Annotated in this window: 22 protein-coding genes, 1 tRNA gene and 1 pseudogene; 9 read left to right on the forward strand and 15 right to left on the reverse strand. The window is 64.8% G+C overall.

From position 1 onward, the window contains the following. Positions 1-121: 121 nt before the first annotated feature. From QMK31_RS10835 to QMK31_RS10845, 3 genes are all read right to left on the reverse strand, one after another. Positions 122-691, reverse strand: coding sequence for a hypothetical protein (locus QMK31_RS10835; protein ID WP_283500950.1), 570 nt, complete (start codon positions 689-691; stop codon positions 122-124). Between the two features lie 216 nt (positions 692-907). After that, complete coding sequence (locus QMK31_RS10840; protein ID WP_283500951.1) at positions 908-3520, reverse strand: multicopper oxidase domain-containing protein; 2613 nt, start codon at positions 3518-3520, stop codon at positions 908-910. A 9-nt stretch (positions 3521-3529) separates the two neighbouring features. Further along, positions 3530-3850 carry a DUF2249 domain-containing protein gene (locus QMK31_RS10845; protein ID WP_283500952.1) on the reverse strand — a complete coding sequence of 107 codons (321 nt, stop codon included), beginning with the start codon at positions 3848-3850 and terminating at the stop codon, positions 3530-3532. 150 nt (positions 3851-4000) lie between these two features. Between QMK31_RS10845 and QMK31_RS10850 the strand changes: the two genes are divergently transcribed. After that, the gene (locus QMK31_RS10850) at positions 4001-4483 is read left to right on the forward strand and encodes a pyridoxamine 5'-phosphate oxidase family protein (protein ID WP_283500953.1); all 483 of its coding nucleotides are present in this window, start codon (positions 4001-4003) and stop codon (positions 4481-4483) included. A gap of 48 nt (positions 4484-4531) precedes the next feature. Here the strand turns inward: QMK31_RS10850 and QMK31_RS10855 are convergent, their stop codons facing one another. The 5 genes from QMK31_RS10855 to QMK31_RS10875 all read right to left on the reverse strand — a co-directional run bounded on the left by QMK31_RS10855 (position 4532) and on the right by QMK31_RS10875 (position 9638). Continuing rightward, positions 4532-7060, reverse strand: a complete 2529-nt coding sequence (locus QMK31_RS10855; protein WP_283500954.1) for an MMPL family transporter — start codon at positions 7058-7060, stop codon at positions 4532-4534. A 101-nt stretch (positions 7061-7161) separates the two neighbouring features. Beyond that, complete coding sequence (locus tag QMK31_RS10860) at positions 7162-7806, reverse strand: TetR/AcrR family transcriptional regulator (protein WP_283500955.1); 645 nt, start codon at positions 7804-7806, stop codon at positions 7162-7164. Then, entirely contained in the window at positions 7803-8114 is a 312-nt protein-coding gene (locus tag QMK31_RS10865) for a GTP-binding protein (protein WP_349361557.1), read from the reverse strand. Before QMK31_RS10865 ends, QMK31_RS10860 begins: the two co-directional genes overlap by 4 nt. A 21-nt stretch (positions 8115-8135) precedes the next feature. After that, positions 8136-8561: a (2Fe-2S) ferredoxin domain-containing protein gene (locus QMK31_RS10870; RefSeq protein ID WP_283500956.1), complete on the reverse strand. Its 426-nt coding sequence runs from the start codon at positions 8559-8561 to the stop codon at positions 8136-8138. A 45-nt stretch (positions 8562-8606) separates the two neighbouring features. Further along, positions 8607-9638 carry a GTP-binding protein gene (locus QMK31_RS10875; protein WP_283500958.1) on the reverse strand — a complete coding sequence of 344 codons (1032 nt, stop codon included), beginning with the start codon at positions 9636-9638 and terminating at the stop codon, positions 8607-8609. A 47-nt stretch (positions 9639-9685) separates the two neighbouring features. Here QMK31_RS10875 and ykgO point away from each other — a divergent pair, with 47 nt between their 5' ends. After that, a complete protein-coding gene (gene ykgO / locus QMK31_RS10880; RefSeq protein WP_088455075.1) occupies positions 9686-9808 on the forward strand; it encodes a type B 50S ribosomal protein L36 in 123 nt (40 codons plus the stop codon). A 419-nt stretch (positions 9809-10227) separates the two neighbouring features. Here ykgO and QMK31_RS10885 read toward each other — a convergent pair whose 3' ends face one another. Next, positions 10228-11880: a prolyl oligopeptidase family serine peptidase gene (locus QMK31_RS10885; protein WP_283500959.1), complete on the reverse strand. Its 1653-nt coding sequence runs from the start codon at positions 11878-11880 to the stop codon at positions 10228-10230. Continuing rightward, positions 11881-13137, reverse strand: a complete 1257-nt coding sequence (locus QMK31_RS10890) for a YncE family protein (RefSeq protein WP_283500960.1) — start codon at positions 13135-13137, stop codon at positions 11881-11883. Between the two features lie 92 nt (positions 13138-13229). On the opposite strand from QMK31_RS10890, the gene amiA reads away from it, so the two are divergent. The 7 genes from amiA (at position 13230) to QMK31_RS10925 (ending at position 21172) form a co-directional block, all read left to right on the forward strand. Next, a complete protein-coding gene (gene amiA, locus QMK31_RS10895; protein WP_244962576.1) occupies positions 13230-13334 on the forward strand; it encodes a streptamidine family RiPP in 105 nt (34 codons plus the stop codon). 100 nt (positions 13335-13434) lie between these two features. Continuing rightward, positions 13435-14268 carry a hypothetical protein gene (locus QMK31_RS10900; RefSeq protein WP_283500961.1) on the forward strand — a complete coding sequence of 278 codons (834 nt, stop codon included), beginning with the start codon at positions 13435-13437 and terminating at the stop codon, positions 14266-14268. A gap of 26 nt (positions 14269-14294) precedes the next feature. Then, positions 14295-15176 carry a CocE/NonD family hydrolase gene (locus QMK31_RS10905; protein ID WP_283500962.1) on the forward strand — a complete coding sequence of 294 codons (882 nt, stop codon included), beginning with the start codon at positions 14295-14297 and terminating at the stop codon, positions 15174-15176. Beyond that, complete coding sequence (locus QMK31_RS10910) at positions 15173-16567, forward strand: YcaO-like family protein (RefSeq protein WP_283500963.1); 1395 nt, start codon at positions 15173-15175, stop codon at positions 16565-16567. Before QMK31_RS10905 ends, QMK31_RS10910 begins: the two co-directional genes overlap by 4 nt. A gap of 5 nt (positions 16568-16572) precedes the next feature. Further along, positions 16573-17880: a hypothetical protein gene (locus QMK31_RS10915; protein ID WP_283500964.1), complete on the forward strand. Its 1308-nt coding sequence runs from the start codon at positions 16573-16575 to the stop codon at positions 17878-17880. Beyond that, positions 17877-19517, forward strand: coding sequence for an ABC transporter ATP-binding protein/permease (locus QMK31_RS10920; RefSeq protein ID WP_283500965.1), 1641 nt, complete (start codon positions 17877-17879; stop codon positions 19515-19517). Before QMK31_RS10915 ends, QMK31_RS10920 begins: the two co-directional genes overlap by 4 nt. Then, a complete protein-coding gene (locus QMK31_RS10925) occupies positions 19514-21172 on the forward strand; it encodes an ABC transporter ATP-binding protein (protein ID WP_283500966.1) in 1659 nt (552 codons plus the stop codon). Before QMK31_RS10920 ends, QMK31_RS10925 begins: the two co-directional genes overlap by 4 nt. Positions 21173-21200: 28 nt before the next feature. Here QMK31_RS10925 and QMK31_RS10930 read toward each other — a convergent pair whose 3' ends face one another. From QMK31_RS10930 to QMK31_RS10950, 5 genes and pseudogenes are all read right to left on the reverse strand, one after another. Next, positions 21201-22211, reverse strand: a complete 1011-nt coding sequence (locus tag QMK31_RS10930) for an ABC transporter substrate-binding protein (protein ID WP_283500967.1) — start codon at positions 22209-22211, stop codon at positions 21201-21203. Next, positions 22208-23014 carry an ABC transporter ATP-binding protein gene (locus QMK31_RS10935; RefSeq protein ID WP_283500968.1) on the reverse strand — a complete coding sequence of 269 codons (807 nt, stop codon included), beginning with the start codon at positions 23012-23014 and terminating at the stop codon, positions 22208-22210. The genes QMK31_RS10930 and QMK31_RS10935 overlap by 4 nt, the downstream gene beginning before the upstream one ends. Positions 23015-23027: 13 nt before the next feature. After that, on the reverse strand, positions 23028-24095 hold the full coding sequence (locus tag QMK31_RS10940) for a FecCD family ABC transporter permease (protein WP_283500969.1): 1068 nt from the start codon (positions 24093-24095) through the stop codon (positions 23028-23030). 248 nt (positions 24096-24343) lie between these two features. After that, positions 24344-24648: pseudogene (locus tag QMK31_RS10945) on the reverse strand (ATP-binding protein); the annotation flags it as partial. Between the two features lie 80 nt (positions 24649-24728). Continuing rightward, positions 24729-24819: transfer RNA gene (locus QMK31_RS10950), tRNA-Ser, on the reverse strand. Positions 24820-24893: the final 74 nt, after the last annotated feature.

A 24893-nucleotide genomic window follows, 5' to 3' on the forward strand; every position in this document is an offset into this window, starting at 1 on the left:
TGTAACGATCGGATCTGTTTACTTGCTGTGGAGTGACATTTTCTCGGCAAGTAGCCAGTTTGGCCACGGGCCGAGTACCGATCAGGCTGCGGACCGACGGGACCACGGGCGATCACGGCAATCAGTACTCGTTGAACTCAGGGCTAATCGCCGCGTCGTGCTTGGCTTTCAGAATCGCGAGGTTGATAAGAACGAACGCTTCGAGGCGTTCGTCGCGATGTTCAGCGTAGTCCGGCTCGCGCTGGTCGACAGCCAGTTCGATGAGCTTCGACGAGACCGCCGAGCTGACTTCCTCGCTCGCTGACCGCTGCGCACTGGCCACGATGCGCGCTACCTGGTCGTCATCATCGGCAACGGCGTCGAGGGCGAGCGTCAACCGCTCGTGCACCCGGAGCCTGAGCGCGAACTGCTTGAGGTCGTGTCGTTGGTCGTCGGTAAAGCTCAGCCGCCACTTCATCGCTGCGAGGTCTTTGCCCATGCGGCTGACCCGTCGGGCGTACTCTTCATTCTGCCGAGCCAGCCGATGCAACTCGCTGCGGGCGTTGTCGGCGTACCGCGCGGGATCGTAGTCAAAGTGTTCTCGTAGTGCTCCGACGATTATGTCGTTCTTCACCGCCATTCGCACCGCCGAAAGCGCGATGAGCAGGCCTTCGTCAACCGTGCGCTCAAGGTCGGGCAGCTCAGCGTTCACGTCGGGTTCACTGACGTGCGCGTGAGCGTCAGCACGACGCCGGGACCGATTCCAAATGATTGCGCCACCACTTCCTCGTGCAGGTGACTTCTATTTTATGCTGCCGTATTATTTGCTCCCTACCGTTATCGCTAATAGTCGTCCAGGGTCGGTGGAGCGACCTCCCCTCCGCGCATCTACTTTGGCGGTTCGGCGACTGGCGCAGCATCCGCTCTTTCAGCCGGCGACGACGAACAGCCCGCGCGCGCCCTTCTCCGCATCCGACATCACGTGGCTCACGAACGGATAGTTACCGGCTTCCGTAAAGGTGAGCTCGACGAAGCCGCCCTGGGCTGGTGCCAGCGCGAGCGTCTGCGCCCCGCCCGTTCCGGTACTGCCGCCGTCCTGCAGAAGGTACTCGCCCTCCGAGAACACCGTGTCGAACTGGCCACCGACCACATGAAAGGAACTGTTCGCATTGGGCCCGGCGTCGAGAACCCAGATGCGCACCGTCTCGCCGACGGTCGCGGTCAGCGGCGCCGCAAGATACTGGTTGGCGTAGCCGTTGAAGGTGAGCAGGTCAGGCAGCTGCATCTGCACTTTGACCGGGTCGCCTTCCTCGCCCTGCTGGCCAAGATAGAACTCGGACTGGATCAGCACATATTCCCGCTCGACGGCCCTCAGCCCTGGTGGGTCAATGATGACCGCACCGAACATGCCGTTGGCGATGTGGACCGACATGGGCATCGTGGAACAGTGATACATCCAGATTCCCGACCGGGTCGCGGTGAACCGGTAGGTGAGTTCCTCGCCGGGGTCGATGGTCTGCATCGGTTTGTCCGGGGCGAGAGAACCGGCGTGAAAGTCGAGGGAATGGCCAATCGTTCCCTCGTTAACGAAGGTGACCTCGAAGACGTCGCCGACCGTGCCACGCAGCGTCGGTCCCGGCGCCGTTCCGTTGTAGGTCCAGAGCATCTGCGTAACGCCCGGCGCCACCTCGGTTTCGGTATTGCTCACGGTCATCGTGCTCGCGTGCACGGTAGCGGATGCCGCGGGCGCAAGTCGCGCGTCACGCGCGACGAAGTCGTCGCCCGGCACGGCCGTGGGATCGATGTCGGCAGCAGCGGATGCCGACGCATCGCTCGGCACCGCGTCAGCGTTCGAATCGGCAGCGGCGGTCGACTCCGCACCGATCGCATTCACGGTCAGCAGCATTCCGAGCAGCCGGTGGCCGCCCAGCGAGCACCAACCACCCAGGTCGGCATCGATGATCCCGACGTCGACGATCGTCGTTGCGTGGGGCTCGACCGAGCCAGAATCCACTCCGTTGTCGAAGACGAGGTCGTGCAGCATGGTGTCGGCGTTGGTGAGGGTGATCACCAGAGTGTCGCCGACCGGCACATCGATGTTGTCGGGGCTGAACCGGGTGTCGATCATCGTGATGTCGATGGTTGTCGTATGGCCGGTATCTCCGGAGGTGAGGGTCGTGCCGGCGGGCTCGAGCGCGACGCCGACGGAGAGGGTGAGGGCGAGGACCGCCACAGCCGCGATCAACGGGCCGGTGCGAGAATGCGGTTTCGGCGGGGGAACGGCCGCGACATCGCGGACCAGGGGCGGAAGCCCCGCTCCCGGCGGAGTACGGGTCTTTCGATTCAGGCGCAGGGCCCGCACCATCAGAACGATGAACGCAGCGAGGGTCGTCAAGATAACCGCCCAGAGCCCGGCGGTGACGAGGTCGAGCACCGGCAAAAGGGTGAGAATGAGTGCGCCGTTGACGACGCTCACTCGAAACAGCCCGGCACGATCGAGCTCGTGCGCGGTGGCCTTGAACGCTCGCGGTCCCCCGCCAAGCACGACCGGGATAAGAAAACTCAGCGCACCGATCATGATCTGGCCGCCGAAGCCGACCGCGAAGTACGGCACGAGCGCTTTGAGCCCGGCCGCGGCATCCGCCCAGCTAACAGCGGTGACGACTACGACGGCGAAACCGACCGCGCACAGCGCGAACCAGGCCAGTGCGGCACTGACACTCCACCCGGCATAGCTGACCGCGGGTGAGCTGCGAAGATGACCGGCCAACTCCCGCCCCACCCGAGCGAAGCCGACCAGGTAGATCAGCACACCGGCCGCGGTGATGATTCGGGAGTCCGCGTAGGAGCCGGCACCCAGAACCACCAGTCCGGCCAGAAGAAGCGGCAGGGTAGCCCGGGAGGCCGCCTGGGTGGTCGACAGTACTCGGGAGTGCAGAACGGTCGGGAGCAGCAGGGCGACGGTTCCGATGACGGTCAGACCGACCCAGCCGAGCAGGTTTAACCCGATGTGCGCGATGTAGAGCCGCTCGTAGTAGTCACCCGCTGCCGTACTGCCGGGATGGGCCATCAAAACTCCGAGGGTGACACCGACCACGAGGCATCCGGCCGACGCAATGTAGTACCGCACCAGTGGCGCGAACCGGGCCGGGAGTGCGCCGCGCAGCTGTCGCACGAGAATCGTGGCGTGCACGACCGCGTTGAGCCCGACCAGGATTCCCCCGGTGAGTACAACGTGCAACCAGACCCCGGTCATTCCGATCATCACCAGCGCCGCACCGACCGTGTGAACGGTCAGTCGAACACCGAGCCAGTATCGGCCGCCGGGGGCGGTGTTCTTCAGCAGGCTGTCGGCGAAGTGCTGACTCCAGACCAGGATGGCCGTCGAGAGCGCGCCGAGCAGCAGCAGGTGCACCATGAGCCAGGGCCCGAACGACGATGCCCGATAGAGAACGACGCTGACAATCCCCAGGGTCAGCCAAGCGGGCACGAGCATGCCGGTGACCTGATGCCACAGCCGGCGTTTAAGGCTGGGTTTCATGACGGACAGCTAGGCGATACGGGTCAGGCGCAGGGCCCACACATCGGGACCACTCTCCAGGTAGCTGATGCTGAACGTGTTCGGGTGGTTTCGTTCGAGCTGGGCCAGCAGCGGAAGAGGGTTGTGCGATGCCATCAGGTCAAGCGATATTCCGGGCTGAATTGCCTCCAGCGCGCCGAAGATCGCGGCGTGACGAATCGCGTGCGGGATGGTGCGGCTGTCCAAGACGATCGATTCACTGTCATCGTGACCGCAGGTACATGTCGCCCCAGCGGGTTCGTGGGCGTGTGCGCTCGGCCCGGCAGCAATAAGGATCGGTTCGGCGGTCATGGTATCTCCTCGGATCGGTGTGCACTCCTATTTTAGAGTATAGATTTCCGTTTAATATACTCACCCTCCGCGAGAGCGGAAAACCAGGATCTGGGTACTGTGGTTGGCGAATGGCGCAACAGCGCCACAACGCATCCAGAAGGAGCAGGCATGAGTGACCCCAACGATGTCCAGAAGGTAGCGAAACTGGTCAAAGAATTTCGTTTCGCCATGCTCACCACCACCGGCCCGGGCGACAAACTGGTGGCTCGCCCGATGACCGTGCAGGAGGCAGAGTTCGACGGCGACCTGTGGTTCATCGCCGCTCGAAATTCGCACACCGTCACAGAGCTAACGTCAGACCCGATCGTGGGGGTTTCTTTTGCGTCCAACGACACCTGGGTCTCCCTCTCCGGAACCGCAGAAGTCGTCGAAGATTCCCAGAAAATCGGTCAACTGTGGAACCAATGGGTCGAAGCGTGGTTCCCCGAGGGACCCGACGACCCCAACACTGTGCTCATAAAATTCACCGCGGACAGCGCTGAATATTGGGACTCCCCCGGCGGGCGTATTGCCTCGGTGATCAGTCTCGTCAAGGCAAAGGTCACCGGCCAGCCCTTCGACGGAGGCGACAACAGCAAGGTCGAACTTTAGAAGGCTCGAGTGTCGGGCGACAGCGCTGCCGCCGCCCGACACGCTCTTCTAACCGATCGACGTCGTGACGCGCTCGGGCTTGCTCGGCAGGTGCGCCGGGTGCGACCGCTCGAGCGACGCACCCTCCACATCCACGTTGGGCAGGATGCGATCGAGCCACTTCGGCAGCCACCAGGCCGCGTCCCCGAGCAAGTGCATCACGGCCGGGATGATCAGCAGCCGCACCACGAACGCGTCGAGCAGTACACCACCGGCGAGCCCGAAACCGATCGACTGGATCATCACCGAGTTCGAGAAGATGAAACCGGAGAAGACCGACGCCATAATGAGCGCGGCAGCGATGACCACGGTACGCCCGGCGTGCACCCCGCGCTGCACGGCGAGGCGCGCCGAAGCGCCGTGCACGTACGACTCGCGCATTCCGCTCACCAGGAACAACTGGTAATCCATCGCCAGTCCGAACAGCACACCCACGACGAGAATGGGCAGGAAGCTCAGGATCGGCCCCGGATCGTGAATGCCGAACACTGCCCCGAGCCAGCCCCACTGGAAGACCGCCGTGATCGCTCCAAAGGATGCGAAAAGCGACAAGACGAAGCCCAGGGTTGCGGTGATCGGCACCAGTATCGAGCGGAACACGAAGATCAAAATGATCAACGAGAGCCCAACGACAACGAGAAGGTATAGCGGGAGCGCGGCGGCGAGTTTTTCACTCACGTCGATGTTTCCGGATGCATTCCCGGCGACACCGAGGGAGGTGACACCGTCGAGGTTGAGGCTACGGAGGTCGCGCACCAGCTGCTCGGTCGATTCGCTGTTCGGCCCCTCTGCGGGAACGACCTGGAAAGCGAGAAGCAGATCATCGTCGGATGCACCGATCGGCGCGACGGCGACGACGTCATTCTCCGCTCGGAGTGCGGCGCCGATGCGCACCTGCTCGGCGAGCAGGTCGTCCTGCGTGATGGCTGTCTCAAGATCCGCGACGACGAGCAGCGGGCCGTTTACGCCGGCCCCGAATTTGTCGTCCGCCAGTTTGTACGCGTTGTAAGCGCTCGAACCCAGCGGTTCGGACGAGCCCGCGGGGAGTCCGAGGCGCATCGAGAGCGCGGGGATGGCCACAATGAGCAGCACGACGATGCCCACGACCACCGTGACGACGGCCCGCGCGGTGTTCATCGGCCTGACCGGCACTCGGGCAGAATTGCTGGCGTGGCCAACCTTGGCGCGGGCCTTCTTCGTGAGAATCTTTGTGCCGACCAGGCCCAGCACTGCCGGCGTCAGCGTGATCGCAATGAGAATCGCGACGAAGACGCAGACAGCACCGACCGTGCCCATGAGCCCGAGAAAGGGGATGCCGGTGAGGTTGAGGGCGAGCAGGGCGATGAGCACGGTGGCACCCGCGAACACGACCGCATTTCCGGACGTGCCGTTGGCCAGTCCGATCGACTCCTGCAGGGGCAGACCACGACTCAGCTGGGTGCGATGCCGGTTGAGAATGAACAGCGAATAGTCGATGCCGACAGCCAGTCCGAGCATCACTCCGAGGACCGGGGTGACGGAGAGCATCTCGACGGATCCGGACAGTGCAAGGGAAGCGAGCACACCGACGCCCACGCCGATCAGCGCGTTCAACAACGGCAGCCCCGCGCCGATCAGTGTTCCCAGCATGACCCACAGCACGATGGCCGCAACGATCACGCCGCCGATCTCACCCGGGCCGAGGATCTCGGGAATGCTGGAGGCAATGTCATTGGAGACTTCAGCCGTGACGCCGTCGATCCCGGCGTCGTTCATCTCTGCGACAACGACTTCCTTCGACTCGGCCGGCACCAAGTTGAGCGACGTGTCGAACTGCACGCTCGCAACAGCGGTGGTCCCGTCGGACGATACCTGACGGATGCCCGCGGCCAGGTCGAGCAGGTCGGCGCCCTGTTCCAGCGTGGTGCTCTGGGTTTCGAGTTCGGTGCGACTCGCGTCGAGAGTGGCCTGCTGCGCGGCAATCGCCGTCAGACCCGCGTCGAGCTGGGCTTGCTGCGCATCGAGGGTCGGCTGAGCGGCGGCGAGTTGCCCCGCGGCCTCGGCCTGCGTGCGGCTGGCGTCGAGCTGCGCCTGCCCGGCCGTGGCCTGGGCCGTGGCCACGTCGATCTGAGCCTGCCCGTCATTGAGCTGGGCCGTTGCGTCGGCGATCGTCTGGCGGCCGTCCACAACCTGCCGGGACTGATCATCGATCTGAGCCTGGGTATCGAAGGGGTTCGTCGCCGATTTCACACTGTCGAGGTCGACCGTGCGGGCTAGTAGGTCACCGATTGCCGTCTTTTGTGCGGCGGTGAAGGTGGAGTCATCCGTTGTGGTGAAGATAACCGTGCCACGCCCACCGCTGGCCGAGGGGAACTTCGCCGCGAGCTCGTCGCTGACTTTCTGGGTAGCGGTGCCCGGGATACTGACGGACGAGGTGAGTGTTCCGCCGAAGACAGCGAAGGCACCGACCGCGAGGCCAAGAATGACCATCCAGGCGACGATAACCGGCCACGCTCGGCGGGCGGAGAACCGCCCGAGACGGTAGAGAAGGGAAGCCATAGTTCTCAGGTACTTTCTGCGTGTCGGGTGTGGTCGGGTGACCGAGGTGGCGTCTCGCATCGCGTCGTCGGAATCGAGGCGCCAGATCGAAAGGAGCCGGCTCAGTTGGGCGGCGCGTAGCCGGTGCGGATGGTGGCAATGAGGCGGTCGAGTAGTTCGTTCCACACTCTGCGTGAGGACGAATCGAGCGCCCCGCCGGTGCGGGCCAGCCAATGACCAGACACCACGGCGATGCCGTTCATCACCGAGCTCACCAGGATCGCAACCTCGAATTCGTCAATCGCGCGCGTGCGTTCGGCTATCTCGGTCGAGAGCTGTTCGGTGGTGCGGGTGAAGACGTCGCTGATGCTGTGCCGTGAACGACCGTCCTCGCCCTCGACGGTGAGCACTCCGGCGAGGTAGGCGACCACGGGCGGCAGGTCGATATTGCGCAGCGCCGCACTGAGCTCGTCGAACAGTCCGTTGCGACTACCGTCACCAGCAGGAGTGGATGCCGTCGCCGCACGAAATTCATCAACGGTGGCGGTGAGCACTTGGGTGCAGGTGGTCATGATCACGTCGTCGAGCGATGAGAAATGGTTGAAGACCGTGCGCCGAGAGACGTCGGCACGCTCAGCGAGTTCGTCGACGCTGAACTGCGGCTTGCCTCGTTCGCGGATGAGTGCTGCGGCGGCATCCAGAATGGCCTGGCGGTACCGAGCCTTGAGTTCGGAGCGGCGATCAGGGGCGATGCTGGACGTTGTCACCTGCCTACACTAAGTGCATCGACGCACAAAGTGCAAGAACCCCTTCGCTTGAGCCCAGCGCTAGTCGCGAACGGATGCTCATGCGCCCGTTTGCCTCTGATGCCCGCCATCTCATTGATGTGGCCGATCGCCAACCCGGCATCGACGTTGAGGACGCCCAAGTCGTTGATGACGACGCCCAGGCGCGCGCCCGGGGCGCCCAGTAAGTGATTGAGCACCGTGGTCTTGCCGGCGCCAAGGTGGCCCGTGAGGGCGATCACCGGAACTTGCCGCACAGCGGATGCCTCTCCTTCGTTCGGTCGTGCCACTGGCGGTGCAGCCGGCTCTGCCTAACGCTTACTACGGTGCGTCAGGATGGGTTTGCCGATGCCGAGGACGGCGTCCTGCAGCGTGAGGGGTACGTCGTTGGCCGGCATTTCGCCTGGCAGCGGTCCGCCGGAGCGAATCCACCCGAGGAGCGCGTCCAGGATTGCGGGCCGGTCCACGCCACCCAGCCAGACGGATGGTCCGGTCGTGCCGGTGACTCCGTCGCGGCGGGCAACAGCGGCGACTGCCCCGTTAGCGCAGGCTCCCAGGCAGGGTGCGGACACGAGCACGGCGCCGCGGCCGCTCACAATCGTGGTGCGCACTCTGTCGGTGCCGGTCTGGTCATCGGCCAGCCGGTGCAGAGCCTCGCAGCGGTGTCCTGCGCAGAGAGCGACGAGTGGGCCGCTCGCGCCGGGAACGGTCGAGGTGTGAGTGCGGGGGCTGGTCATAGTTGCCTCTCTTGAAGTGCGTTGCGGACGCTGGGCGGTGCCGGTTCAGTCTTCATCCCGCTCGAGGTCCCAGGCCGGGAACGGGTCGGTCAGGCTCCGCCACTCGAAGGGACCGCCGATGAATTCGCGATCGTCGAGTAAGCACGCGTCGAGGTTCGCCGTGAGTCTGACGCCGTCGAGGTTTCGGCCAAAGAAAGCGATCTCCTGGCCCCAGGGTGATTCGGGGTCATGGCTGCCCATGCTGGTGGGCTCGAACGCGATCGTGGGACCGGCGCTGTTCCACGACCCGACGACGTGCGGGCGCGACGCCAGTCTGAACAGTCCGCGGGAGCGGAGAATCTCACCGGACTCGGTGGACGTGTCGCTGAGGAAGCTGGCGAGGCGGCCCGGGTGAAACGGACGGGGATCCCGGTAAACGACGCAGCCGAGACCGGTGCGGCCTGAAGCCAACAGCCCCTCGCCGTTCAGCTGCCGGATCCAGCCGGGGCTCTGCTGCAGCCAGGTCAGCATGTCCTCCCGGGGTGGCAACCACGCACTGACCGAGCTGTGCCCGTGACGGGCGAAGACGACTTGGCAGGACGGGTTGAGTAGTCTCACGAAGTCGCGCAGATCCGCGCAGTCGGCGGCGGTGGAGAGGTCAGTCTTGTTGATCATCACCACGCTGGCCCACTCGATCTGTTGCACGAGGGCGTCGGCCACCGTGCGGTCGTGCTCACCGTGGGCCGCGCAGGGAACCGGGGGTTCTGGCGCAAGTTTTTCGCTGCGTATATCCCGCCAGAAGCTGGACGCATCGAGCACGCTGACGAAATTTCCCAGACGGATGGTGCCGGAGTGTGGCACCAGGTCGCCGCCGGCGGCCATGACCGAGACGGCAACCTCGAGCGGCACGGCGGACGGGTGGATCTCCAGCATGATCTCGCTCCGAGTGCCGGTGCCTGCGATGGCGCCGCTCACGGCTCCCCGATCGGCGCCGTCCAGGCTGATGCTCGTTCGGCCGCTCGCGCGGGCGATGGAGGACTTGCCGGAGCCGGCGAGGCCGCTCACGAGGTTCACGGTGAGGAATACAGGCGATGTCATGCCTGCTATCCTAATTGATATTCATTCTCAATACGGAAGAAGTGGTCATGAAGGTACGCAATTCGCTCAAGGCGCTCAAGAAGCTCCCCGGCGCCCAAATCGTGCACCGGCGCGGCCGGGTGTTCGTGATCAATAAGAAGAACCCGCGTCTGAAAGCCCGCCAGGGCTAATCCGGTATGCAATCGAGCGGCCATCGACTCCGTAGACGCCGCCGACTCCCATGTCACCCACGTCGTCGAGGACGCTATCAGCCACGTTCTCGAGGACTCCCGCTGACAGCTTCTGACATCAGGAACCACTACCGATTGCATAAACGCAAAAATCCAGATTTGGAAACTCGACGAGCATCCCGACGATGGTTTCGGCCTGACCGGCGGCAGGGTTTTGCGGCGTGGCGGGGTGCAGCCTCTTCCGGAGAACCTCGAAGGTCTTTGTTGGAGGCCTCTCGATTAGACGTCAGCCCGCACCGCAACAGGGATCGCACCAGTGAAAACAGCCCAAGATTCCAGAGTGATGAGCCTGCTCGTTACATTCCAACTGAATAGACCCAAGGCCCTTTGAGCTGGCGGTAGGTCGACTGAATGTGTCCCTACGGCGTTGTCTCGTGCGTGTGGGCGGCGGCGAAGCTGAGTAGGTCGGCTGAGAACCGCCGCACCTGGTCGAGGGGTTTGGGTCCGTGGCCGGCCTTGGGTTCGCTGCGCAACCAGGCGCGTCCGCTTCGTTGTTGCAGGGTGTCCACGAACTTGATGGCCCGCATCGGGGGCACGCGCTCGTCCGTTTCGAAAACGGCGCAGAGCACAGCGGGAAGCGGGCAGTAGTGCGGGAGGGCGTCGAGTAGGTGCTGCGGGGAATAGTTCACGAGGAGTGAGCGGTCGGCGGGGTCATTGGGGTCACCGAACTCCCCAAGCCATTGAGCTCCGAAGCCCTCCTGATGGAACTGCGTCATGTCCAGGAGCGGCGCGGTAGCACCCACGGCCGCGCACAAGTCCGGCCGCCGCAGTGCCGCCGCAAGGACAATCAGTCCGCCGTGGGAGGCCCCCATCAGGCACAGCGACGCCGCGGTGCACCATCCCGTGGCCTGCAGGAATTCGGCACACTCGACGAGGTCAGCGACCGCGCGGAGTTTGTTGCCCCCCCGGCCGGCCGCATGCCACGCCGGTCCCTTCTCGCCGCCGCCCCGGATCTGGGCGGTCACGTAGACACCACCAAGGTCGGCCCACGCGGGCAGGCTCGCTTCGTAGGCGGGCATGCAGGAGACACCGAAACCGCCGTAGCAGGTGAGTATCAGGGCACGTGGCTCGAGGGGAAGACCGTGCCTGTCGAGGTCTACGCGGCGGGCACTCACGAGCAGGTCGACCTCGACTCCATCGCTCATGGTCGCGACCACCCGCTGGTGGACGAGGTCCGGACCGTCATCTCGAATGCGCCCGGAATACACCTGTGTCTGCCGCGTCTCCAGGTCGTGACGGTAAAGCCGGGGCGGCGTGCTCGGGTCGGAGGCAACGACCCAGGCCTCTTGGAGCGTGTCGGCGGTGTTCGCACTAAACCGTTCCACATGCATGAGCGAGTCGAGCCCGAGGGTGATTTCCGTCGGGGAACTGCCGCTGAGCGTGAGCACGCTCGCCCCACGCTCTGTGCGCAGGGAGAGAACATGGCGGCCCATCGAAACGGATGCCACGCTCTGGCTCTGCGCCGCCGCCGGGCCAGCCGGTGTGTCGTGCACGATCACACCGTCGACGAACGGCTGGCAGAAGTATCGGTCGTCGTCATCGGAATCCAGCCGAGCCGTGCACCAGAATCCCGAGCTATCGGGCAGCCAGGCCACAGAGCTGTATCGCACCCGAAGCCGTGGCACGGGCTGCTGGTTCGCCGTTGTCGTGTCGATCACGAGGAGCTCACCGACCTCCTTCCCGTCCAGAGCAACTTCGGTGACGACTCGGGCTCCGTCGGGACTCACCCAGAACGCGTTGAGGACCGCGGTGCCACCGGGGTGAAACTGCCCGGGATCCAATAGGACACGTGGTGAAACGAACCAGCCTGATACGCGGTCGATGACTGCTCGGCGCAGGCAGAAATTCGATTCCCCAGGCAGGCGACTTCGGTAGAGCGCTGTGTCACCGCGAAGGACCGGGAGGCCCGGTGACTCGTAGTCCTCGGCTCGCCGGAGAGCGTCGCTGATCCGCTCCCTCGCTGGCCAGGACGCGGCAGCGGACTGGAAGAGCCGGTGTTGTGTGTCGCGCATTCAGCGGCCCACAAGGTCGTGCCCGAAAGTGTCGCCATCGCCGCGGACGAGCCATGCCAGGTGGCCGCCGTCGTGCAGGGGCGAGGGTAGCTGGATCGTTCGGCCCGGTGCGCAGGGTTGGGCGGCATTCAGAATGTGCACCTCGCCGTGGCCGCCGCGTGTCACCGCGAAGAGGGAACCCGCGGGCGATGCGGCGATGGCCCGGCGTTCCACGCGGTCCCAGGGCTCTCGTCCTGGTGCGGGCGCATTCCGCATGGAGGGGAGCATGCTGCGGCCCTCTTCCTGGAGGGTCGACGCAGGATTCCGACGAAAGCTGATCGCCTCATCACCGTTGGGTGCGATGCGCGTCACAACGGCGTGATGCTGGGTGAGGGCCAGGCGAAAAACCAAACCCACACCGATGGGAATGGTGCTGATCTCGTGAGTATCGAGGGCGTACCGCCAGAGGAAATTGGTCCAGGTGTGCCAGTTCTTCGGGTCTGGGTCGCCGCCGCGCACGACGGCGAATACGGTTCGGTCCCGGGGGCAGAAACGCAGGAAATACGCTCGCCCCGGGGCGTTCCACGACAGGATCTCGTGCGCGGCGAGCACGCCGTCCTCAAGGGTGTGCCGGTGCACGCCGACGTGAGTGGCCGTGAAAATCATGCCCGTTGCCGGATCGTAGGCGTCGCCGTGGCCGTCGTCGGGCAGCTCCGTCAGCTCTCCTCGCAGTACCGGCCCGTGGGCGTCCGCGGCGTGCATTGCCTCAACGGTGATAATTTCGAGCGCGCCGGGCTCACGGTGGCGGATGACCAGAGCCGACGAGGTGTGCGGATCGCGCAGATCTCGGGCGATGATCACTCCGGGCTCGCCGCGACGGGTTCGGACTCGTCTGCTGCGCCGCCGGGTCGCCTGCCGATCGACGACCGTGATGAGATCGCTCCAGGGCTCGAAAGCGAGGCCGAGACCGGTCGTCACGGCGACGAACCGGCCATCGCTACTCGCCGCCAGGTGCTCGCCCGGAATGGCGACCGACACCACACCCTCACGCCAATTGGACGCAGACGTGAAGACATCGAGCACCACGAGTTCGCCGGCCGCGTCATCAACATAGGCGAGGCGGCCACCGGGAAGGGTGAGGAAGCCCGCGTGCTCGGCAAGAACGGTATCCGTGTCCTCGCGCACGACGACACCCGAGCTCGGATCGACGGCGTACAGGACGCCGGCTTTCTGGTCGGCGACGACTAACCGTGATGCATGTGGCTCGTTGATATACACTCCTTGTTGATAACAATTATCATTTAGGGTTAGAGTCTAGTAGCCCCCACAAGGGAGGCAACGCAACGAACAACAACAGGAAGGACTCCGTCATGGAATCCGAAAACACCGTCGTCGCAGAAATCGCTGGAACCGAGCAGTTGGCACACCTCTCCGCCACGCACTCGAACGCGCTCGTTGAGAACCCCTTCGACTAAGAGCTGACTTCCCTCCCATGGGTTTCGGTGCGCCCCGCAAATGGCCAATTCTGCGGGGCGCACCACCCGTTAATGGCCTGCAATCGAATCGAGCTCTTTGATGGTCCCCCCGATCCCGTTCGACATTATCGACACCCCCGCCGGCACTGCGGTACGCACCAGCGGCGGTGTCTTCCTTCGCCTCACGGGCTCTCCCATCCCCCTTCTCACGCTGCAAGCGCTGGCCGGCGGCCATCACATCGCGCTCGATGCGGCCGAGACAGTTTCCTGGACGCGTGTGCAGGCCGAGATCACTGACCGACACGAACGTGAGGCGGCCCCTGTCTGGCCCGCGCTCAAGAGACGCATTCTGGTTATCTGCACCGAACCGGCGCTCGGGTATCTGGCGTCAGACCTCACCGAGCTGGGTGCCGAGGTCTGCACGGTCGACACAACCACGGGCCACGACCGCGTGGACGGCGACAGTACGCGCCAGATCAACCAGGCTCTGACAGCAGCCGAGCCGGCCCTTGTGCTCTGGCTTGCCCAAAGCCTGCCGCCCTGGCAGCTGTGGGAACACCTTGATGCTCTGGCCGGTCGAGGCGTGGCCTGGCTGCGAATGCATCGCGAGGGCTGCCAGCTCTGGGTCGACCCGATCTCGCTCGATGCCACGGACGCATCGAGTGCCCAAGTTCTCCAGCGGCGCCTCGCGGCGTCCGGAACCGCAAAGGAACTTGCGTCTTGGCTGCGGGGGCCTACGAATTCTCCGCCGGCTTTGAGTTCGCTCGCGAGTCGAATGGTCGGGCTGCGGGTACTCGACATGGTGCAGGCCTGGGCGTTCGATGCTGAACGTCTGCGCTCCTATCGCACGCACGCCTGGCAGTTCAATACCCGATCTCTGCAATCGAGTGAGCATCCCGTTGTGGCCTATCCGCAGCCGGCACCGATTCAGTGAGCACTGGTTCGTGGGGCAGGTTCACCGTGCCCGTCACCGATGGCGTTGAACTGGAAGGGATCCTCGCGACGGCGGTGAACTCGCGGGGCACCGTGATCATCCGAACGCCCTATAACTGCGAGATCCATGCCGCACAGGCACTCTCGTGGCAGGCCCGGGGCTACAGCTGCGTCATCGCGGATGTTCGAGGCCGTTACACCTCAGGCGGCCGCTGGCACCCGTACAGCGATGAAGGAGCAGACGGCGCCGCGACGGTTCGAGAAGTGCTGGCTGCGCCCTGGCATCGGGGTGGCATCACGCTCCTCGGCGCGTCCTACACGGCGCACTGCGCGGTGGAAACAGCCCGGGCTCTCACCAGCGAACCTCATCTGGCCGCCCAAGTGAGCGGCGTGGTGGCACTCGTTCCTGCCCTCGGGCGATACGAGACCGCGCGAGATCCGAACGGATGCCCGCGACTCGCCGACCGCCTGGGCTGGTGGTTCGAGCATGGATTCGCTCGTCGGAGCGGGCCACCACTCGACAAGGTCCGCGCGGCCGCTCTGCTCGCGCACGCCCGCCACGCCGGACCCGAGGCGGCGCATCCGCTGCCTGAACCCACACCCGAGGAAACCGCGCTCTGGAGCGAACTTTGGGTTGCGACGCCCACCGACGTGCAGAAAAGATACGCGCGGATCACCACACCCCTGCTCGTAGTCACCGGAACCCGGGACTTCTTCGTGCGGGAGGCCCTCGACCTGCACGATTCCTGGCCGGGCCAGGCGAGCCTGATCACAGGCCCGTGGGGTCACCGGCTCGCGGTCGACCCGGCCGACCCGGCGGGCAGCATCGGTGACCGGGTCGTCGCGTGGATGCAGCGCTTTGACGATGCCTCCCACATTTCCACCCCTATCTCTGCAAGGAAACCATGAACACCACACCCTCGCCCGAGCTCGGCCTCGAATCCCTCGTCGACCCACAAATGGGCATCATCCGTTCGGTGCGACCGGTCCTGCGGCCCGATGCCGCACCTCCGGCGTACACGTCGATGACGGCCGAGGTGTCGAACGCGCGCCAGCTCGGTGATTGGCCGGCCGACCGGGTCTCCCTCGGCACCACCTTCGGAGACGAACAGCAGGCCTGGATCGCGGCCGTCGCGGAAGGGATGGAGCGCTACTGCGGTAACTTCCTGCCTGAGCAGCTGCACAGCACCGAGCAGATCGAGGGCACGGCCGACGAACTGCGGGCGCAGGGGCTGACGGTGATCGACGTGGAGGCCCTGCCCCAGTTCACGCCGTGGCAGCTCGATTCCCCAGGATTTCCCTACCGGAAGCTCACTGACCAGGTGCAGACGCTCTGGACCCGCTGCCAGGAACGCACCACCGACGCGTGCCCCACAGACGCCTGGCTCCCGGCCTCACTGGTGTACTTGAACTGGCGGCAGCGCAGATTTCGGCACCTCGACCGCGTGCACCACCTCAACTACGCCGGGATTGCCACCGGGCAGGGTCACCAGGATGCCCGGGACCGAGCGGTCCTGGAATGCATCGAACGCGACGCCCTCGAACTTTGGTGGCATCTGGACGGGCCCACGCGGGGTATCGACCCTGCCAGCGTGCACGGCCTTGCCGAGCAGATGGCGGGGTGCAATCTGCGGTACTGGATCGTGGAGATGCCTTCCGAATTCGCGCCGGCGATGGCCGCCCTCATCTTCGATCCGGACACGGGTCTCTACGCGGCCGGATTCGCCTGCAAACTCGACCCTGCCGAAGCCGCCCGCAAGGCGGTGCTGGAAGCCGTACACACCTGGATCTACTCCTCCGGTTTGCAGCAATCAACGGGCTGGGTGTTCCAGGCCGTGGACGCCGGGCTGATGGCGCGCGGACTGTACCTGGAGCATCGTGAAGACCGCCGCTACCTTGACGACGTGGGCGAGAACTTCGGCAGGGTCCGTGACCTCGGCGCGCACGTGCAGGTGTGGCTTGATCCGCGCGTGCACGGGCTCGCCTCGCGATTCACCGCGCCGGCGCTCGGCCTCGTCGATATTGACGAGATCGCCTCGGTCGAACAGGAGACGGTCGCCGCACGCCTGACGGCCGGCGGCCATCGGGTCTACAGCCGTGATCTCACCACGTCGGATGTCGCCCGCACCGCCCTCCGCGTGGAGCGAGTGTTTGTCACCGGGCTTGTCCCGAACGCGCCGGCCGCTTTCGCCTACCTCGGCTCCGCCCGGTTTCGCAGCGCTGCCCGAACCCGCGGATGGCGGCAGCACGACCCCGTCGCGCCCGACGACTTCACTCTCATTCCCCCTCCCCACATGTGAAACGGATGCCCCTCTTGCTCGACTTCGCAGACCACGCCTGGTCACGGCTCACGCCTGGTCCCCCCACTCCGCCCGGGCCGGCGGTGAACGCTTGGGTCGGCTCTGCCCTGCCCACCACAGGAATCGGCGCGCTTCTCGAGGAGGTGTGGTGGAGCGAGTTCTTCCATCCGTCACCCGAAACCGGTCAGCCCACCGGCATCCGTCAACGCCCGACCCCCTCAGCAGGAGGCTGCTACCCCGTCCAGACCCACGTTCTGTTCGGGCGGGACGGGGAACAGGGAGGCGCCCGCGGCTTCTACGACCATGACACGAACCGCCTCCTGAACGTCGGCGACTGCACGCTCAGCCACGGCACCGTCATCATTTTGACCGTGCTCCCGCAACGGACCGTGGCGAAATACCACCACCGCGCCTGGCCGGGACTCATCGCCGATGCCGCCTACGCGCTCACGGCCATGGCGGCCGTCGCCGCCCGGACGGGCCTGGCAGCCACGCGGCTGCACAGACTCGGCCCGGAGTCCCTGGCCGCACTCGCCGGCCTTCCTCCTGCGGACGCCACACACCAGGATTGGCCGGGCACCTGGTGCGGCAGGGCGCCGGAATTGGCTGTGACGGCTCTGCACCTCGGGAACGGGCCGCTCCCGGCTCTCGAAAATGTCACGTCGCGCGTGCGCGCGCCCGATGAATCGCGACAGCCCGGGGTGCCGCCCGACGTCACGTCTCTCGCACGAGCCCTCACCGTGTCCGCGGCATCCGCGCCAAGGCCAGCGTCCACGGGCACAGCGCACTTCGCAACGTCCGCTGCCCTCAGAGTGCCCGCGATCAGCGCGGCCGGGCTCGCGCGGCGACGAAGCATTCCCTTCATCGACATGGTCGCCGCCTCTGCCGCAGGACCGCCGACGCCGGGATGGCTGGCCGTGCTCCTCCGGATCACTTCGGACATCTCCGAACACGAGCGTCCCGCCGGCTGCCGTGTGCGTGTCGTCACGGCAGGCGACCACGAATTACTCACTGAAGCGGTTGATCGTTCCAGCGCTCAAGAGTGGCTACGGCACAGCGACGTGCTCGTTTTGTTCACCGCATCCCGGCGCTCATCAAGCGCCGACCTCGTGAACAGTCTCTGGTGGGCAAGCCTGACGGCCGCGAATCTGCTCTTTCGTGCTGCGGGAGGGTCGCTGCGGGCACGCACCCGACCGGTCGCAGGGTGGACCGACGGGCACCACAACCCCGACGTGGTGCCCGGCGGTGTACTGGCAGGCGATCGTGTTCTGCATGGAGTTGCTTTCTGGGAAGAACGGGGCATGGCCGAATGATGCTCAATCGAAGCTTGTGGTCGATCACTCGGCAGCATCCGGTCCGCCTCACCGGGACGACTGCCCTGTTGATCCTTGGCACGGGAACCTATCTTGCGCAGGCCTGGTTCACAGCCCATACCCTGGCCGCGCTCGTGGCGGGTCGCGGCGAAGCGGCCCTGGGATGGCTGGCCGGTGTTGTGGCGGTCGCGGTCCTGCGCGTAGCGGTGAACATTGTCCAAACGCGTGTCGCCAATGGCTTGGGTACCGCTGTTCGGCTGCGGTTGCGCCGTGAGCTGACCGAAGCCGCGCTCTCACCCGCACGGCTGCACGACACTGCCGAACGTTCCGGCATTGCACGCCTCACGATCACGGACGGTATCGACGGCGTGGACGTGTATGTGAGCAAATACGTGGGGCATCTGCTGCAGGTGTTCATCCTGTGCCCGGTGATACTAATCGCTATTTTCCTACTGAACCCGTCGCTTGCCCTCGTGCTCGGGGGGTGTCTCGCTCTCGCTGTGCTGGCCCCTCGGCTGTGGCATCGGCTGCTGCGTAGCCGCGGCGGCGCTCAGTGGGACAGCTACGAACGCCTCGCCGCCGATTTTCTCGAATCACTTCAGGGCATGAAGACGCTCCGGCTGATCGGTGCGGTCGGGCGAACCCGTGCACGGCTGGACGGGCGGTCCGACGAACTGCACCGGGCCACGGTTGCCACCATGCGCACCTCGCTGTTCGACACGGCGCTGGTCGACTTTGCTATCCAGGCCGGGATCGTTTACGCCGCCGCGACCGCGGTGTGGGCAGCCACCGGAACCGGGCAGCCGACCGTCGAGGTATACCTTCTCCTGCTTCTGGCGTCCGAGCTGTTCCGGCCCATCCGTGAGCTGTCACGGCACTGGCACGCCGGTTATCTCGGCCTCTCTGCCGTCCCCGGCATCGACGCTCTGCGTGCCAGCACAGTAACCAACCCGCCAGCAGCGACCGACGGTGATTCCAGCACGGCGACACTCACCCTGACGGATGTGGGGTTCGGCTATGCCGGTGGGATCCCGGTGCTGCGCGGTGTCTCGTGCACCCTGCGTCCCGGCACGATCACCGCGCTGACCGGCCCGTCAGGTGCCGGGAAGAGCACCCTCTTCGATCTGATTCTCGGCTATCTGCAGCCCGAAACGGGCTCTGTCCTGGCAGCCGGGGCCGCCCCCGGCTCCTCGCACGTGAGCGTGGTGTCCCAGCACAGCTACCTCTTCTCCGGTTCGGTGCGCGACAACCTCACGGTTGCCCGGCCCGACGCAACGGACGCCGACCTGCACGCCGCCGCGTGCGCTGCTGGCATTCACGACGAGGTCCTCGCGCTGCCGGGCGGGTACGACGCCATCCTGGCCGAGGGCGGCGATTCGCTCTCCGGCGGTCAAAAACAGCGCCTCTCGGTCGCGCGGGCACTGCTCGCCGACCGTCCGGTGCTTCTTCTGGATGAGCCTACAAGCGCCCTCAATGACTCCCTGGCACATCATTTGATGCGCACGCTACAGTCTGTCGCCCTCACGAAAGTTGTCTTCATGATCGCCCACCGCACCGAAACCCTCGATTTTGCCGGTCGGATCCTGCATCTCGAGGACGGCTTACTCGTAGAACACGAACTCGTGGGGCGAGAATGATCCGGCATCCGATTCTTGGGTTGGTTCCGTACCTGCGCGGAGAGACCCGTGGGCTCGCGTGGGCCTTCGCGGTGAGCCTGCTGAGCTCGCTCACGCTGGCGGCGCTGATGGTGGGTGCCGCCTGGGCGGTGGGCCTCGCCGTCGTGGAGCACCGAACTCCGCCGCCAAGCTTCTGGGTTCTGCTGGGTATCGGGGTCCTGATGCGGGCGGCACTGACCTGGCAGGAGATGGATCTGTCGCACAGCCTCGCCTACCGCGTGCTCGCGGCCCTGCGTATGAGCCTGTTCGACGGTTTTGCCCGCAGCACCCCGTCACGCAGCACACTCGGTGGCAGCGCACACAGTGGGGACCAGGCGGCGGCCGCCATGGGCGATATCGAGAAGTTGGAGTTCTTCTATGCGCATACTATTGCGCAGCTCACCGCGACCGGAGTTGTCGCTCTCGGCGGCATCGGGCTCCTCGTCATCGTGCACCCGGTCATGGCAGCAACCGTCCTGGTGTCGGTGCTGTTGCTTCTGGCGTGCAGCCGTATTTTCGTGGCCCGGTCCCGCCGGTTGGGCGAGAGCATCCAGGAGTGCAGTTCGGCGCTATCGGCTCGAGTCGTCGAAAGCCTCACCGGACGTCGCGAAATCATCGGGTTCGGGCTCCAGAGCCGTGTGGTCGACGACCTCGACCGGTTCACCCGTCGCAGCGCCAGCCTGCAGAGACAGCTCGATACGACGAGCGTGCTGACCGCCGGCCTGCGCGACGTCACCATCGTCAGCACTGCGGTAGCCCTCTTCCTCATCGCGATGGCCACTCCAGACCTGAGCCTCGCAGTTCTGCCGCCGCTCATGGCGGGCTGCTTTGCCATGCTCGGGCCCGTGGCCGATGCCGGATCGATACTCAGCCAGCTACATTCCCACCGGGCAAGCGCCCGGCGGGTACTTGAAGGAATCGGCGGCAAGAGCGAGATGTCAGATACTGCCGCTCGGCGCCCAGTACCGGCCGGCGCACTCGGCCTGGACATCGTCGGCCTCGCCTTCCGGTACGCCGGCGGCAGTCCCGTCTTCAAGGACTACAACCTGACGATCGCACCCGGGGACCGGGTGGCACTTCGAGGAGCATCCGGTGCGGGAAAGACCACCCTGGCGCACCTGCTATCTCGGCTGTGGGCTCCCGACCAGGGACGGATCGATCTCGTCACAGCGAAGGGGCACAGAGTGGGGATGGGCGAGCTCTCTGACGCGGACTTTCGGACGGTCGTAGCGGTCGTAGGCCAGGACGCCCTACTTTTCCACGGCACCGTAATCGACAACCTCCGTCTGGGCGCACCCCACGCGACCGAGGATCAGATCGTTTCGGCACTCCAGCAGGTGGGCGCTGACGATTTCATCGAGGCCTGGCCGGATGGTCGGGATACCGTCATCGGCGAACGAGGCGCCGCTCTGTCGGGAGGGCAACAAGCCCGGCTCTGCCTGGCTCGTGCGCTGCTCGTACGACCGCGGATCCTCATTCTGGACGAGACGACAGCGAGCCTCGATCCGACGGCCGAGGACGCTGTCACCCGCCTCGTTCAGGGCCTGCCCCGAGACGTGACCGTGATCACGATCGCGCATCGCGCATCGACGCTTGCAGCTTCTGGGCGCATCATCGACATCCGTCGCCCGAGCTAAGCTCGGGCGACGGACCCCGATCTCTGTTTTAGAAAGCGGTCGGGTACAGCTCTGCCGCGATCTGCTCTACGACACGAATATTGCCGAGGGTACCTGGGAACGTGTCCGCGGCACTGATCGCGATCAACCGGTCGTTTTTCACGGCGGCGAGATCCGGGAATGTCGTCCGCAGGTACTCTGCGGTCTCAGTAGCCTGCTGCTCCGTGCTGACGGCGAAGATGACGGCCTCGGGGTTCGCCGCGGCGAGGGACTCGGGTGAGATGCTCGCCGCGAAGAAGTCGGAGAAAGCCGCATCGTCTGGCGAATACACGTTATCGCCCCCGGCGAGGGCGATCATGTCGTATTCGACGCCCGCGCCGATCGCGGAAAGCGACGTGCCGTCCACGAATAGTTGGGCCACGCTCAAGCGGGTCTGCGCCTCAACGGCAATTCTGACGGCATCGAGGTCGGCACGTCCCCGGTCGATCAGGGCGGTCGCTGCCTCGGGAACGTCGAAGATAACACCAAGGTTTTCGATGTCGGTGAAGATATCGTCGACTGTTCCCGCATTGCGGCGCTCCAGGCATCCGCCGGTTGCGATGTATGCGTTGGCTCCGGCCTGTTCGAGCTGGGCTATGCTCGCAAACCCCTGCTCAGCGGTGAACTCGTAACCGGTAGGAGAATAGACGAAGTCCGGTTCGGCGCTGAGCAGGATCTCTCGGGTCGGCGGTGCATCACTGCTCAACACCGGAATGTTGGCTGCTTCAGCGGCTACATCGGCCGGCAGCTCTGCGGTGCCAACCTGCGCCTGCCCGACGACGCTGTCTCCAAGGCCGAGACGCAGCATTAGCTCTGTCTGAGACGGGCTCAGTCCCACTGCAGAAGTAGGAACTCCCGCGAACTCGAGCACACGGCCGCAATTTTCGACCGTCACTAGCTCGGTGGACGCAACAGGTTCGGTGGTGGTGCCGACGGCAGATCCACAGGCACTGAGTATGACGATCATTCCTGTCGCGGTCGTGGTGGCCATCAGATTTCGGGTGAGGGTACGAGGTGTCATTGCTGAACTTTCTCTTGTAGTGAGGTGGTTTGTCGGGATTGCCGTGAGCTGTAAGCGATCAGGAGTTGCCCGGATTCGGGATGGCGCAGACGGTGCGAATGCACGCCGAAGACATCGCCGATAAGTTCGGGTGTGAGAACGTCTTCGGGGCGCCCGAAAGCTGCCAGACGGCCAGACTGCATGACGGCGACTTCATCACAGTGTGCGATTGCGAGATTAAGGTCGTGCAGGGCCGCGATCGTGGTCAGGCCCAGGTTCGAGATGATGTGCATCAATTCAAGTTGGAAGGCGATGTCGAGGTGGTTGGTGGGTTCGTCGAGTACGAGCACCCTGCTCTGCTGCACGAGAGCCCTGGCCAGGAGCACCCGTTGCTTCTCACCGCCAGACAACCCGGAGAAAGCGCGGGAAGCGAAATCGAGCGAGCCGACATCCGTCAGTGCCTGTTCGGCCAAGTGCAGATCCTTCTGAGTATCGGCACCGAATCCCTTGCGGTGCGGAACCCGGCCCAACAGAACAACATCAAGCACGTCGAGGTCAAACTCCGATTCGGATTCCTGAGCCATCACGGCCACATTTCGGGCAACCTTGCGCAGCGGCATAGTCCAGACATCAGCTCCGTCGAGGAGGACCGTGCCACTCGTCGGCTTGACGACGCGGTAGAGGCTTCGCAGAAGCGTTGATTTCCCGCTGCCGTTGGCACCAAGAATGCCCACCGTGTGGCCGGGCTCGATCGTCAGACTGGCATCCTGGATGACTGGCGCGCCGCCGAGGGAGATGCTCACCCGGTCGAACGTGACTCTCATTTCCTGTCGTCCGTCATCGGTTCAGTCCGGCGTGCCCGGCACGCTTTCGGCGCATCAGCCACAGGAAGAACGGTGCCCCGACCATGGCCGTCAGAATGCCGAGCGGAATCTCGGTGGGCGCTGCCACCGTCCGCGCGAGAAGATCCGCCAGCGCCAGGAACAAGCCACCCGCAAGTACGGCGGCAGGAAGCATCCGCCGGTGGTCGCTGCCGACCAAGATTCGGCACACGTGAGGAATAACGAGACCCACGAAGCCGATTCCACCGGCGACAGAGACGATTGTTCCGGTCAGTAGGGCAGTGGCCACTAGCAGTCCTCCACGCAGACGTTGCACGGAAACACCGAGAGACGTAGCGGCCTCATCACCCATTAGGAGGGCATTGAGCGAACGTCCCTGAAGTAGCGCAAGCAGCAGCACGATCGTCAGCACCACGGCTGGGGCGGCAAGCTGGCTCATGGTGACCGCTGAGACGCTCCCCAGCAGAAAGAACAGAATGCTGAACACGTTCTGAGCATCGGTTGTGATGGTGAGATAGCTTGTGACCGCGCTGAACAGCGAGCCGAGGGCAACTCCAGAGAGAATGAGCCGGGTCGGAGAGATAACGCCCCGCTGACGTGCGAACAGATACACGGCGGTCGTAGCGACAAGCGCCCCGGCGAAAGCCGCAGCCTGCAGGGTGAGGCCGCCGACGACGGCAGACCCCAACACGATCACCAGCACGGCACCCATACCGGCGCCGGCCGAGACGCCCAAGATGTAGGGCTCGGCGAGCGGGTTGCGGACCACCGCCTGCATTAGTGTGCCGGCGAGAGCTAGACCTCCTCCGGCGAGCAGAGCCATCAGAACCCGGGACAACCGGAACTGCCATACCGCCTGGTCCTGTAACACTGTGATGGATCCATCGACCATCCACGGCATGCCGGGTAACACGTGCCCGACAATGATGCGCAGCGAGTCGGCCGCCGATACCTCCACTGGACCGACACTGCTCGAAACGAGAACGGTCAGCATGATCAACAGGCCGAGCATCACACACAGGCTGTGCGACCACAGGATGCCCTTCCGATGTGCAGCAGTCACGGTTACCGGCTGCGGTGCTAGTGGCGGGCGGGTCATTCGGTCGATTCATTCGATGGCATCATCCTTTAATCATAATGGTTCTCAATAAGAAGGACGAGCGCTCCGCCACGGTCAGCTCAAAAGCCCTCCGGTTCGAAGTCGCCACGAACTCACCCGTGCCGTCCGTTTCGAAGGCTCCGAGGACCGCACGAATCAGCGGAACGGCACCCGCCCGCAGATGTCGACGACAACCGTCGGGGGCTGGGCGCGATGCGATGCTGGCAGGCCCGTTTAGCGATCGCGCAGCTCAGATACGACGTCCCCGACCCGGTGAGCCCTTGAAGACGACCTTCTGCTGCCGGTTCACGAATGAGCAGGTGCCGAGCTGGGTTAGCAGCTGCCGGTTGAGGCTGCGCAGGTCAGCGTTCGGGTAACGCAGCCCCGCCCGCCGGATCAAACCCGCCACTTTGGAATGCGTGAAGGCAAAACAGGCATCATCAACGACCAGCCGAACCCGCTCTTCGAACGGAAGGCCCATGCTGATCGTCTCGTCCTGGCTGTCGATCGCTTCCAGAAGCTCGCCGGCATTATTTCAGGCAAAGGAAAACCCCTGAGTCCCAGTGTTTATAAGGGATTCAGGGGTTCGATTGACTGCGGAGACGGTGGGATTTGAACCCACGGTACCCCGTAAAGGGTACTCCACCTTAGCAGGGTGGTGCACTAAGCCGAACTATGCGACGTCTCCTTGGCATTTGCTTGCGCAAACACACTCGTCCATCTTAGCCGTACTGCGGGCATCCGCTCTGACCATGAAAAGCA

The organism is Cryobacterium sp. PH31-O1 (assembly GCF_030063455.1).
GTDB lineage: Bacteria > Actinomycetota > Actinomycetes > Actinomycetales > Microbacteriaceae > Cryobacterium.